The organism is Paenibacillus sp. MMO-58 (assembly GCF_037146255.1).
In the GTDB taxonomy this organism is placed as follows: Bacteria; Bacillota; Bacilli; order Paenibacillales; family Paenibacillaceae; genus Pristimantibacillus.
The window spans coordinates 483710-497102 of record NZ_JBBCVY010000002.1; the positions used below are offsets into that span (position 1 = coordinate 483710).

Annotated in this window: 9 protein-coding genes; all 9 read right to left on the minus strand. The window is 47.7% G+C overall.

Features of this window, described 5'->3' with window-relative positions:
- Position 1: 1 nt before the first annotated feature.
- A complete protein-coding gene (locus WFJ73_RS07955; RefSeq protein ID WP_336772534.1) occupies positions 2–1612 on the minus strand; it encodes a response regulator transcription factor in 1611 nt (536 codons plus the stop codon).
- On the minus strand, positions 1609–3363 hold the full coding sequence (locus WFJ73_RS07960; RefSeq protein WP_336772535.1) for a sensor histidine kinase: 1755 nt from the start codon (positions 3361–3363) through the stop codon (positions 1609–1611). Before WFJ73_RS07960 ends, WFJ73_RS07955 begins: the two co-directional genes overlap by 4 nt.
- A gap of 125 nt (positions 3364–3488) precedes the next feature.
- Positions 3489–4373 (minus strand): carbohydrate ABC transporter permease, encoded by an 885-nt coding sequence (locus WFJ73_RS07965; protein WP_442955928.1) that lies wholly within the window; start codon positions 4371–4373, stop codon positions 3489–3491.
- Between the two features lie 149 nt (positions 4374–4522).
- Complete coding sequence (locus WFJ73_RS07970; RefSeq protein ID WP_442955929.1) at positions 4523–5488, minus strand: ABC transporter permease; 966 nt, start codon at positions 5486–5488, stop codon at positions 4523–4525.
- 238 nt (positions 5489–5726) lie between these two features.
- Complete coding sequence (locus WFJ73_RS07975; protein ID WP_336772536.1) at positions 5727–7007, minus strand: glycoside hydrolase family 1 protein; 1281 nt, start codon at positions 7005–7007, stop codon at positions 5727–5729.
- 170 nt (positions 7008–7177) lie between these two features.
- Positions 7178–9844, minus strand: coding sequence for a glycosylhydrolase-like jelly roll fold domain-containing protein (locus tag WFJ73_RS07980; protein ID WP_336772537.1), 2667 nt, complete (start codon positions 9842–9844; stop codon positions 7178–7180).
- A gap of 84 nt (positions 9845–9928) precedes the next feature.
- Positions 9929–11503, minus strand: a complete 1575-nt coding sequence (locus tag WFJ73_RS07985; protein ID WP_336772538.1) for an ABC transporter substrate-binding protein — start codon at positions 11501–11503, stop codon at positions 9929–9931.
- Positions 11504–11570: 67 nt separating this feature from the next.
- Complete coding sequence (locus tag WFJ73_RS07990) at positions 11571–12446, minus strand: carbohydrate ABC transporter permease (protein WP_336772539.1); 876 nt, start codon at positions 12444–12446, stop codon at positions 11571–11573.
- 2 nt (positions 12447–12448) lie between these two features.
- On the minus strand, positions 12449–13354 hold the full coding sequence (locus tag WFJ73_RS07995) for an ABC transporter permease (RefSeq protein ID WP_336772540.1): 906 nt from the start codon (positions 13352–13354) through the stop codon (positions 12449–12451).
- Positions 13355–13393: the final 39 nt, after the last annotated feature.

Sequence of the window (13393 nt, forward strand, 5' to 3'; positions counted from 1 at the left end):
TTCACGACTTGTTGAATGTTGAGAACTGATTTCTATATTCCATCGGCCCAATCCCGGCATGCTTTTTGAACAGCTTTGTAAAATAAGAAAAATTCGTATAGCCGAGCGTTGATGCAATAGAGCTTACGGGACGGTCGGTTTGAGACAATAATTCTTTGGCTACCTTTACTTTTTCCAGCACAATATAATCCGATAAGGCATAGCCCGTTTCTTTCTTGAAGATTCTGGTTAAATAATCCGGATGGAGAAAAACCTGATCGGCAATCGATTCGCGCGTCATATCCTGATCCAGATGAAGAGAGATATAATTTTTGACGATTCGCACTATCTTTTCGGTCTCTTTAACCGCCTCCGCATGGTTCATGGCTCTGCTTACGGCATGACGCACCCAAGCCATCATATCCGTTACGGACCACAAAGCCGACTCCGAAATACGTCTAGACTCTTCATCTCCGAATAATTGATTCGCTTCAATCCCTCTCAAGTTAAGAAAGGAAAACACCACTTGCGTAAAATTCTGATTGAATTGATGCAGAACTCCGGCATCTATCTCTTGATGATTAACAATATTGTTTACGATCGCCTCCACTTCATGAACGACGGCATCCCTCGTGCCGGTCTTCATCAGCGAAGCGACAACTCCTAATGCAGGCAGCTTAACGGCCGGAATGGAGCCCCTGTTATCATCATAAAGAAAGAGTTGGTTCACAAAGACTACATTGTTCCGATCGCGCCCCCGTAATTCCGCAACCATAGATGCCATCTCATGGGCTTCTACGGTACGTCCGAAATAACAGGAGAGGTCACAATAAAAATAACCGATACAGGAGTCCATATATTGCCTGCAAGCTCTGATCAGATGTTCGTAATCCCAGCTGGTTCCCCGATTTGCGACCAATATGATTAGAAGAATCCCCCGGTCAAGCAGAAAGCATATTCCGTTTGAGTTGTCGCCGATAAGCATTTCTTCAGCGGATTTTTTTAGGGCATATTCCAGAATCTTCTCATCCCTGCGGTCAAGTCCTTTTTTCCATCTTTTAATGGAAATAAGAATGGGAAGAAACACGGATTCATCGCTAATCGGAATATGGTGATGCTCTACTAGCTCCCGAATTGCAGCCGGTTTGCTTGGCGTGGAATGATTAATAAGGTCCACCCAGAACCGTTCGATGATAAAGGCATGATGCTTCAGCCATAATTGATGGGACTGGCTGTTGCGATTAAATTCGCTGCTGCGGTCAATTACCGCTTGTGCCTTGCGAATGGCATTCTCCAAGTCAGCCTTGCGAACAGGCTTAAGCAGGTAGTCCAGACTCCCTAGATGCAACGCTTCTTTGGCATATTTGAAATTGGCATGACTCGTGAAGAAAATCGTCGCCGTATTCGGACAATGCTCCCGCACCCAAGACAGCAAGTCAAAGCCACTTCCTTGGGGCATTTCGATATCACACAGTAAAATATCGATCTTCTCCCTTCCAAACAAGTCTTTGGCTTGTCTGATATTGAGCGCTGTCAGCAATTTTGAAATGCCCAAGTGATGGAGATCGAGATCAGCCTTCACCCCTTCGATGGCGAGAACTTCGTCGTCTACAATAAGCAGATGGTAATTCATATCGATTCCTCCATTCCCGGATTGGTAGGCAAAATCATTTCGATTGTCGCTCCTCCAGTGTCCTTGGCGTTATCATATCTGACAGACGCGGTTTCACCGTACAGAAGCCTTATTCGCCGCTCTACGTTCCAGATTCCGGTACGCTCGCCCCGCTCATTTGCAATGCTTCTGCCAGCCTGAAGCTCTGCAAGCAGATCAGGATGAAATCCTCGACCCGAGTCATTAATGCTTATCTTCATCCGGGAGCCCTGCTCCTCTGCCATAAATTCAATACTAACCGCAATAGAGAGCAGCTCATCTAGAGTAACCGCATGCTTAATGGCATTCTCAACAAAAGATTGAATGACCAGCGGCGGGATCGGGACATCCGATAAATATTCCGGCGAACGGATATCCCATTTCAGTTTTTCCGGAAATCTCAGACTTTGAATCTTCAAATAATTCCGGGTATGATCAAGCTCGTCCCGGAGCGGTACGAAAGAGGTGTTGCTTCGGAACATGTAACGGAAGTACTCGATTAACGACATCGTCATTTCCAAGATTAAATCATAATTTTTGACCTTTGCGAGATTATAAACGATATTAAGCGTATTCAGGAAAAAATGAGGGTTGACCTGGAGCTGAAGCCGCTGCAGCTCTTCCTTCTGCTTGTTCAGCTGTTCCTCGTAAACATTGACGCGAAGCCGTTCCACCTCGGACATCATGGCGTTAAACGCACCGCCAATGATTTGAAATTCCCCGGAAGTATGACTCAGCTCTACCCTGCTGCTCCAGTCGCCGTCCCGGACCTTCTTCATGGTGCGCAGCAACCGATATAAAGGCAGCAGAATCGACCGCCTCATGGAATAAAGCCCGATAGGAACAAATAGAAATGCGGCTACCGTAATGAACCAAATAATATATTGAAGATAAGGAAGCTTAGCTAATATATCATGATCGGGTACAAGCGCAACCATATTGAAATCACCGCGACTGGACGGGGCGCCGATAACGAGAAATTTCTTTTTCGTACCCGAGATATAGTATTCGTGTACATCTTGCCTCAGCTCAATCCCATATTTATTTACTAGAGTGGAATTGGAAATAGGTTCGTTTTGCATATTGGCCAATAACGCTTCTCCCCCTTCTCCGATTTGAAGAGAATCCAGAGGCGTTAATATTTCGTCGGTTTTCACCCATGCTCCAAGATAGGAATCACCCGCATGTACAATATCGATGAGGTAATTATCCTGATCGATCCGGACAGACTTCCATACTTTAGAGGTAGCTCCCGTCGGATATTTGCCCGAATGAATGAAGTCGATCACATACTTTTCGATCCTGTCATGTTCCTGAATGGCATAAGGGTCATCCTTCGAGATGTTCAGGAAATCTTGCCTATGCTCCGTATATATAAAAAAAGAACCAATCGGATCAAACAAATTAATATCCTGGCTCAATTTGTTGAACAAATAAATCTTGGCGGTGTAATAATCTCCATCCGTTGCAGCCTGGCTAAGCGATAACAAATCATAGCCGGAAGCGACCGTGCTCATATACGAGTCGATATCGTTCAGGCTGGAATCAAGCTGATTCTTGTAGAGCTTTAACATGTTCTTATAGGAATCTGCAACCTGACCTCGGACGACATGAATTGCATAATAATTGTTGTATAAGAGCATCCCTACAAGCGGTATCGTCATTATAAGTACGCTGGCGATCAGCTTGAATCGCAAAGAGGTTCGCTGCCAGTACAATAGTAGGGTTTTCATGTCGTTCCAGGCTCCTTCTGGGGATAGGTAATAAGTCTTGCATCTATCATAAACGCATACCTAGCAAAAACGCCACAACCAGATGTTTCAGTTGCGGCGATCGTTCGTACGGAAGCGTTAATCCCTTATCCTTTAACAGCACCGATCATGATGCCTTTAATAAAGTATTTCTGAAAAAACGGATAAGCGACGAGGATCGGCAGCACTCCTATTACCGCAATAGCCATTTTTACGGCATCCGTAGGCATTTGCTGCATGACATCACTTGCATTGCTTGATAAATTTGTGTTGATGAAATCGATATCCTGCATGATTCGGTTAAGCAGGTTCTGAATGCTGAACAGTTTGGGATTGGTTATATAAATCATCCCGAGCTGCCAATCATTCCAGTACATGATGCATTCAAACAAGCCAATCGTCGCAAGGATGGGAGCAGATAAAGGAAGCACGATAGACCATAAGGTTCTGTATTCCCCCGCTCCGTCTATTTGCGCGGATTCAATCAATGCGCCCGGTATCGTTGTTTGGAAGAAGGTCCGCATCAGCATCACGTAAAAGCCGTTCATCAAAAGCCCGGGGAAGATTAAGGCCCAGATCGTATTTTTAACATCAAAGATTTGGGTATATACCAAGTAGGAAGGCACTAACCCGCCTTGAAACAGCATCGTGAAGAAGACGATAAACATAATAAGATTACGGTGAGGGGTGACGCTTCTGGACAACGGATAAGCCAGCAGCGTAGTTATCGCTACACCAAGCGCCGTGCCAACTACCGTAACGAAAATCGTTACCCCGTAAGCACGGGCAATTTCCGTTCCTCTTTCGTACAAATACTCGTACGCTGCGGTGCTGAACGTATGGGGGATAAAGGAATAGCCGTGTGCTATGATGTCGTTCTGATTCGTCAGCGAAGCGGAAATGAGCAGAATGAACGGGAGTATGCAAACGACTGCGAACAAGAACATCATGATATGGCTGAACAAAGTTAAGCCTCTGCTATCGTTTTTCAAGGATATCTGCCTCCTAAAAAGAATTATCACACAAACAGCCATGTTCAGGCTGATCGTGATGATTCTTGCATCGTAAGCTTAAGCTAAAAGAATTGCGAAGCCATTCTGCTTCGTAAGCTTAAGCTAAAAAAAATATGGTAAGCACACGCTTAGAACAGTGCGCTGTCTTTGCTGTACAGCCGCACGATATAATTTGCAAGTATGACGAGCAAGAAACCAACAACCGATTGATAGACGCCTGCCGCTGCGGACATGCCAAGATCGCCGGTGCCCATCAACCCTTTGAATACATAAGTATCAATCGTAGCCGTCGTGTTAAATAATGCTCCGGAATTCATGGGAACCTGATAGAACAAGCCGAAATCCGAGTAGAAGATGCGTCCCACGCTCAGCAGTGTCAGCATAATGATGACCGGTGTCAGAATCGGCAAAGTAATGTGGCGGATCTGCTTGAGCCGGCTTGCGCCGTCGAGTCTCGCAGCTTCATAATATTCCTCGTCAATGCCAAGCAGAGCTGCAAAGAACACGATGCTGGAGTAACCGACGCTTTTCCAGAAATGAACCAAGCTTAATATCCAAGGCCAATATTTCTCTTCGGTATACCACGAAATACCATCCTTGATTCCAAACCAGGGGAGTACCGTATGATTCATAAATCCTGTGTCCGCACTCATGAACGCATAGACCAGATAGCTTACAATGACCATGGAAATGAGATGCGGCAGCGTGATGATGCTTTGGTAAAACTTCAACAATACTTTGTTCTTGATCTCGTTTAGCAGGATGGCACAGGCAAATGATAGGAACGTTCCAACAACGATAAATAAAAGATTATAGAGTATCGTATTTCGTGTAATGATAAAAGCGTCGGACGTCTTGAAAAGGTAAGTGAAATTATCAAAGGCGACCCAATCGCTTCCAAGCAGCCCTTTAGCGAAATTGATTTTTTTGAAGGCGATTGCGATCCCCAGCATCGGCAGATAATTGTTGAACAGCAGATAGAGAAGTCCAGGCACCATCATGATCAGGAGAGGTGAGTATTTGCGATATTTATTCTTTTTTTTCTTGTACGGAATATCCGTCTGAGGTACATTCGCCGACAGCGCTTTTTCCATCTAATTATTCCTTCCTTTCTGTAATAGACTTATATATAGGTCTTGCTATGATCTTAGCGGATGCGGTTTCATCCCACTAACAATCTGACGACATCATCCTGACGTTTTATCGACTTTTCGTTGATACAAGCGTAAGCAACTGCGCCGTGAAAAAAGGCTGAGCGAGCATATGCCCGTTCAGCCTTACACTTGCCTCAATAACCCGTCCAGCCGCCGTCGGCCGCGATTTCGGTCCCATTTACAACGCGTTTAACTTCGCAATATTCCCTAGGTGAATACCGCTTGGCTTTACCGTCCGCTCTTGGGTGGTACGGTCCACTTCAATGAGACCAAACCGCTTGGCGAACCCGAGCTGCCATTCAAAGTTATCCATCAGCGACCAATGCATATAGCCCAGAACCTGAATGCCGTCCGCAATGCAAGCATGTACCCCCTTCAAGGCCCGATCAATAAAAGCAACACGGCGCGTATCGTCATCCGTAGCTATCCCGTTCTCCGTGATGATGATTGGAATATTTAGCTGTTTGCTGACATAGCGGACAACCGCTTCCAACCCCTCCGGGTAATATTCGTTCCCCATTTGCGTGATCTCCGCGCCTTCCGGGACAGGAAGAATTCCTTCAGGTCCATAAACGGCACGCGTATAGTTTTGCAACCCGAAAAAGTCATCGTCTTGCAGATAGGGTAGGAATTGAAGAAACTCTTCCTTCCAGGCATGTGCCGCCTGCTCTTCTCCGCCGGGCTTACTTTGTATGTCGTAAAGCGACAGTGTCACTCCGACTTGAGTTTGCGGACTAATCTGGCGGATTGCGCCTTTCGCTTCCATATGCGCTTGAAAAATCGTTGCTAGACCTTGCTCGGAACGGGGAGCCAGGAAAGAGTGAACCTCGGTTGGAGGCACGCCAAATGCCTTACTCAGTTCCGCAAAATATTTTTGCATTTGAGACATACTGTCTCCCGTATTCAAGCCGACCTGTGCTCCCGGAGTCTTCGATTGGGCTTCCATACGCTTCATAATTTTTTTGATTCCGATGGAAATGTTCGCTTCATTAATTGTACAAACATACGGAATCAAGCCGCCCAGCTCGCTCATGACATGTTTGCAATAACGGGCAAACCGGGCAGGAGTTTGAGCCGACTCCCAGCCTCCCTTACGGATAAGCCATTGCGGCGAGCTGAAGTGATGCAAGGTCACGACCGGAGTAATGTTATTTTCTTTGCACGCAAGCAGTACATTCCGATAATGTTCAATTTCGGCCGCTTCGAACCGTCCCTCCTCCGGCTCGATCCGAGCCCATTCGATGGAGAAGCGATAGGAATTGAGGCCCAACCGGGCAATCGTTGCAATATCTTCCCTATAACGGTTATAGTGGTCAACAGCGCTGCCCGATGGTTCCTTGAACAACGAACCTTCCAAATTTTCCATCAGCCAGAAGTCGGAATTGGTATTATTGCCTTCTACCTGATGCGCTGCCGTTGATGCTCCCCATAAAAAACGATCCGGAAATAGTAATGCCATGCTTTATCCCCCTTAACTTCGGTTATAGCTACCCCCTCATTCTATAGCTTCAACAATAGGACAACTAACAAATTAACGACTCAACACTAACGTTTTGACGACATTTTTTAACCATTGACGCTACAAAAAAGAGATGCTGTTTCTTTCAGCACCTCTTCATTCTTTCAAAGCTATTGAACTGTAAGTCCCTTAACCGTAACCGGTCCGATAAGTCCGCTTGGTTCCTGCTGCGCAAAGGACGACAAGAAGTCGCGTTGATCCTTCGCAAGCGTATTCGTTACTTCAATGACAAGCTTATTGACGCCCTTCTTCAGCAGGCCGCTGATCTCGAGGCGGTAAGGAGGACAGATGCGGACGCCCGCCTGCTTGCCGTTTATCCAAACCTCCGCCGTTTCGTATACCTCTCCCAATTCGAGGATAGCCTGTTCCGATGCTTCGCTCCATTCAAATTCCGTTTCATACCGGAAAGTACCGCTAAACCGCGGCAAATAATCCGGCCTGCTCATATTCGATAATTCCGCGAGCCCACCCCATTCCTTGAAGGCAGGGTACTGCTCGGCTTCAGCGGTAGACACTCTCCATCCTCCAGTCAATTCGAGTCCTGATCCAACCGTATACGATGGCAGTGCGGTACATGGGTCAAGATCCTTACCGTGGAGCAGAACAACCGATTCGTACGGAGAAAGGACCAACTGCACTGTATTTGCATCGTCTTCACTGACTGCCTTTATTCTGCGCAAGCGATTCAGATAAGCATCGTAAGCATAAACCTCACCTTGAATCGAATCGGGCAAATCAAGCTTCGTATCAATCGTTTGATACGGGTGTTCATTAAAAAACATAATTACATCCAAGCCATCATGCTGATAATGATAGTTCCTCAGATACGGCTGGTATTGATCAGCCTTAACCTCATAATAACCGTTTGCCGTAAGCTCCTGAGCCAGATTGTCTAAAGCAACCCGCTTCACCTTCGGATGATGGGCGAGTGTCCATAAATTATCGGCAGCATCCAGTCCCTCGCTTGCTCGTGAAGGCAGCTCTCCCACAAAGAAAATCTCCAGACCTTGCTCCGCAAATTGCACTAAGCTTCGAATCATCTTCGCCGGAAGCGCCTCCGCGTAAGGCACGATCAGGCATCTATAATCTTCTTGATGAACAACAAGCCTATTATCCATTATGCTGGCTGATTCCAGTAGAACATCGACAGGGAGAATATCGCAGTCGATCTGATGCTGCATTAATGCTTTCGCCGGTTTATGGAAATACATCGCCTTCCCGGACCATTCTGCTTCGGCATGATACATAATGGCGGCGGTTGCCACATGCCTTCCACCTGAGATGAGGTGGCTCATGCGGTTCATGTAGTGATTCAAATGCTTATAGTAGCGGTATTGCGGATTTTTCCCGTCAGCATACATATGCGGCGGGCAATCCGGTTCCGGGAACGCTTTTTGCGTAAACGCGTGAGGCACAAAGTAGTTCACGCCGCGGACCAGCATGTGGTCGGTCAGCCACTTCATCAGCTTCAGACCTTCCGTCCAGCCATAGGCACCGTACACTTCGCACATGGTTCTGCCTTGTTTTTTCGGATCCATATGAGCGAGCGATACGCCTAGCTTAGCTAAGCCGTAATGAAAGAACTCGCTGTCCGTTTCCCCCGATGTATTGCGGAAGCTCAATTGGTCAAAGCCGGGAACAATCTGCCACAACACGACATCAAGCCCCGACATGTCCTGCCCCCAGAGCGAACGGAAGAAATGCCCCGGACCTGGTCCAAGTCTGGCATGAACATTGTTATCCTCAAGGACATGCCCGATATATTCGACTCCCCGGGCTCTGCACCAATCCCCGATCTGGCTGCAGAAATTATCCGCATAAAGCTTGCTGACGATATTCATATACGCGTAGCGAACAGCATGAAATTGCGCATCCGCATCCTCCTGCCAGAAAAGATAAAGCCGCTTGCGGTACTCTCCCCCAAGTGCCTGTTCCAGCAAATCAGGCATCTCGCTGCTCCAAGGAAGCGGCACTCCTTTTTTACCCGGCCTCGATTGGAAATCAAAGGTCTTTTTATCGTTATAGAATCCGGGTTCATCGGAAAAGAATCCTGCAAAGGCGCTGCCGAAATCCGCTTTGTAGCGTTCATAGACGGCTTCATACACCGTATCGATCAGAATGCGGACGGAATCCCGAACCAGTGGATTCAAGTAATCTTCTTGTGCGGCGCTTCCCCCATCCTTGCTCTCCGAAATAACGAATATCCGCCAATACCCTTCCGGGATATCCCAATACAGGATGCCGTCCGTGATAAGTTCGGTAAGATCTATACACTCGCTAAGCAATGAGCCATCGGAAAAATCCCGGCGTACCGCCGTAACCGAAACGAGCTTATTTTTGCCCTTGGCATACTCTAGAGTGGAAAAAGTCGGCCGAAGTCCATTCGTCAGAAGCGTGTCCAGCAAGAGGGAAGTGCCTTTCGCCGGACCAACCGTATCGATATAACGTTCGGCCAGGAACTTGCGATGCAGCTCTTCCGGAGCCTGCTTGACCTTGCCTGCCGCATGCCCCGTCGGGAAATGATCGTCATCCAGCAGCCATACCTTCATGCCGCGCTGCCTTGCCTCATCCATAATGACATCCATATCCGCCCACCACTTCGGACCGAGAAAATCCGGATGCGGCCGGGCTTCAACACAGACGGCGCCGATTCCCGCTTCATGCACGCGAGCCATCTCCTCCCGAATCCTGTGCTCCTCTTCCCCATGCTGCCAGAGAAACGGAAGAATATAATTTTGTTCCTGGCCTTCAAGCACTTCCTTAAGACGATTCCTCATGATTGCCTCCTGTGTGAGCTCTATAAAAAAATCCGCCCGTCTTGGACTCGGGTACGGGTCGATACGGGCGGATATCCATAGAGATTATTTATTTACTTTCTCGTACCATTCTCTTGCGCGCATCGTTACTTCTTCACCGCCGGATTTGTTCCACTTCTCAACAAACTCGTCAAACTTGCTGATCGGATACTCGCCGATAATAATTTTGGTTGCATACTCCGCATACAACGTGCGGTTGTTGATATCCGGGAAGCCGTCATAAATGCTTGCGGGCAGTCCGGCGCCGGCAATCGCTTTGGCATACTTCTGAGCTTCCTGCATGTTGCGGGTAACTTGATCAATCTCCCACTTATTCTCTTCGGATGCCGTGCTGTTAAAGAGATCAATGGTCATGTCTAATGTCGATACGTTATTCACCGGATTAAGAATTTGATTTTCTTGCGTGCTCTTGTCATCCGGCAGCTTGATGGCTTTGCCATCCTTCATTTCGTAGTGCATGCCTTCTACGCCTAGGTACAGGTCTTTCCAGTTTTTCTTGTCGTATATGTTGTTCAGCAGCTTCAAAGTTGCCATAAGCTTATCTTGGTCCTTGTTGTTCTTAACGAGCCATTGCGGATTCGCGATCTTCTTCATCGTGTAGAAGCCCTTATATCCCGGGACCTCGGGCAGTGGGAGAACGGAATATTGCGCTTTTACGCCCGTGCTCTTATACAGATTCTCGAACACAAGATTTCCTTGTTCGACCCAATGGAAATAGTTCCCTACCCTGTCCGATTGAATCTTGCCTTCCCACTTATCCTTCGTGTTAAGCAGCGATTCCTTATCGATCAGGCCTTCTTTGTACAGCATGGCTATAAACTCCAGGGAAGCTTTCATATTTGGCGTTACCGCGGAGTAAGTAAGCTGACCATCGTAAATATCCCAGTCCGGATAACCTTCAAACATCGCTACCCCGTACATGGCAAACAGATGATCCATCCAGCGGGCTTGTTCCCGGCCGCCGGTTGGAATTTCATCCTTTTGGCCGTTGCCGTTCGGATCCTTGTCGCGGAATGCTTCAAGCACCTTCACGTATTCATCTTGCGTCTTAGGCATCGACAAGCCTAGCTTATCCAGCCAATCCTGGCGGATCATACTCGCGTAACGTCCATATTCCACAATGTTTGGAATATAATAAATTCGGCCTTGACCGGTCGGATCGTTTGCTTTTACGACATTCCAGATATCCTCCGGAATGGCTGACCAAACGTTTGGCGCATATTTAGGCAGCAAATCCGTCAAATCCGCAATCGCGCCGTTTTTCGCCAAATTATCTTCTATGCCCTGTTGGGGTATGAATAAATCCGGCATTTCGTTAGCTGCGATTTTCAGGTTCAGCTGGTTGAGGTAGTTCGTGCCTCCGTTCCATTCCACATACGGGTTAATGACGCCAACCCCAAGCTTTTCTTTATAAAATTCATACAGCTTGCTGCCCTTCGTAACCGGCTTATACCCGATATTGGTACCCCATACCTCAATATCGACCGTACCGTCCGCGCTTTCCGTTTGATTCTTGCCGGCATTCTCGGACGAGTTCTTTGCGTTTCCGCTGCAGCCCGTTACGGCCGTAATGGCAAGGACGCCTGCAGCTAATAATAATCCCATTTTCCTAGCTTTCATTTCGTTTCCCCCTTATGTGTATGATGGATATGTTTAAGGCTGGCTGCCAATAAACCGGATAAGAACTTTACCCTTTTACGGAGCCAATCATGGCCCCTTTGACGAAATACTTTTGCAGGAAAGGATAGACCAGAATAATCGGGATAATCGCAAAGATGACGGTTGCGGCCCGCAAGGTCCGGCTATTATAGTTCAGATCCGCTGTTGACGCGGAACCTGCCATAATCACGCTGTCATCCGTAATGAACTGGCGGATCTTGATTTGCAGCGGGAACCAGTCCGGATTTTGAAGGAAGAAGAGCGGATGCTGGAACTGATTCCAGAGCAGTACCCCATAGAATAACGCAAGCGTTGCAAGTACGGCCTTGGACAGAGGGAGCACCAGCTGGAACAGCATCCGGAAATATCCGCAGCCTTCAAGGAATGCGGCTTCCTCCAGCTCCTTGGAAAATTGTTTAAAGAACGTCCGCATGATGATGAGATTAAAGGGATTCAGAATATGCGGTACGATGAGAACCAATGGATTGTTATAAAGTCCAATGCCCCGGACGGTCAGGAAATAGGGTACGATTGGCGCTTTAAATATCATGGCGATGACTACGCCGATCATAACCACGCCGCCCCAGCGGAACTCCGACTTTGTCTTTGACAGCGGGTAGGCAAGCAGAGCGGTCATCAGAAGAGCCAACGCCGTTCCGATTACTGTCGTGACCAAGGTCAGGAAGAAGGATCTCCACAAATCGGGACGGTCGATAATATACGCCCAGGAGTCGAAGGTAAATTGCTTCGGCCATAAGGTTACCAGGTTCATGTCCACTGCGCTTTTGGAACTAAGCGAAGTAGAGATGACGGACAGGAGCGGTATGATCGCTATGGCGGACATGAGGATAAGAATGATCGTAATGCCGGAAACAAAAACCTTCTCGCTTCGCGATTCGAACATGTCTACCAGAGCCCCCCATCCGAAACTTTCTTCGACAGCCTGTTAAAGATATAGACCAGGATAAATCCGATAACGGACTGGAATAAGCCAACCGCCGTCGCAAAACTATACTGTGCCTGCTGAATGCCTGTCCGGAATACGTAAGTATCGAGGATGTCCCCTACGCTATAGGTCATCGGCGTAATGAGGTTGAATACCTGGTCGAAGCCCAGATCCAGGAAATTGCCGATCTCGAGCAGGAACAGCACTAATACGGTAGGAAGCAGCAGAGGGAACGTAATGTGGCGCATTTGCCTGAGCTTGGACGCTCCGTCGATCATGGCCGATTCGTACAGCTGAGGGTCAATGGCGCTGATCGCCGCCATATACACGACGGTTCCCCAACCGGCATCCCTCCATATGGAGGAAATGACATACACGGGACGGAAGTAATCGCTCTCCTGCATCGCCAGCACCGGCTCATGGCCAAACCAGCCAAGGACGATGTTAAACAACCCGCTTAACGAGAAGAAATCAAACACGATGCCGGCTACGATTACCCAAGACAAGAAATGCGGGATATAAAGCGCGGTCTGAATGCCTTTCTTCAGCGCCGATTTGCGAATCTCGTTAATCATCAGCGCCAGCAGAACGGGTATCGGAAAGACCAATACAAGCTTGAGTAATCCGAGCATTAACGTATTCCCGAACACCCGGGCAAAGTCCGGATGATGCAGCAGCGTCTCAAAGTGCTTGAAGCCCACCCACGGACTGTCGATAAACCCTTTAAACACCGAGTAATCCTTGAAGGCGATTACGGCGCCGGCCAGCGGAATGTATTTAAATACGACAAGAAAAATAATTCCCGGAATCGCCATGGCATATAGCGGCCAGTAGACCTTCATTCGATGAAATGCAATTGCTTTCAATAGGTTCCCCCCTGTATCTTAGATGTTGAATTCGCTTAC

Bases quoted from the DNA above. Each gene is read 5' to 3' on its own strand.
- WFJ73_RS07955 (WP_336772534.1), bottom strand. From the start codon at position 1,612: ATGAATTACCATCTGCTTATTGTAGACGACGAAGTTCTCGCCATCGAA.
- WFJ73_RS07960 (WP_336772535.1), bottom strand. From the start codon at position 3,363: ATGAAAACCCTACTATTGTACTGGCAGCGAACCTCTTTGCGATTCAAG.
- WFJ73_RS07970 (WP_442955929.1), bottom strand. From the start codon at position 5,488: ATGGAAAAAGCGCTGTCGGCGAATGTACCTCAGACGGATATTCCGTAC.
- WFJ73_RS07975 (WP_336772536.1), bottom strand. From the start codon at position 7,007: ATGGCATTACTATTTCCGGATCGTTTTTTATGGGGAGCATCAACGGCA.
- WFJ73_RS07980 (WP_336772537.1), bottom strand. From the start codon at position 9,844: ATGAGGAATCGTCTTAAGGAAGTGCTTGAAGGCCAGGAACAAAATTAT.
- WFJ73_RS07985 (WP_336772538.1), bottom strand. From the start codon at position 11,503: ATGAAAGCTAGGAAAATGGGATTATTATTAGCTGCAGGCGTCCTTGCC.
- WFJ73_RS07990 (WP_336772539.1), bottom strand. From the start codon at position 12,446: ATGTTCGAATCGCGAAGCGAGAAGGTTTTTGTTTCCGGCATTACGATC.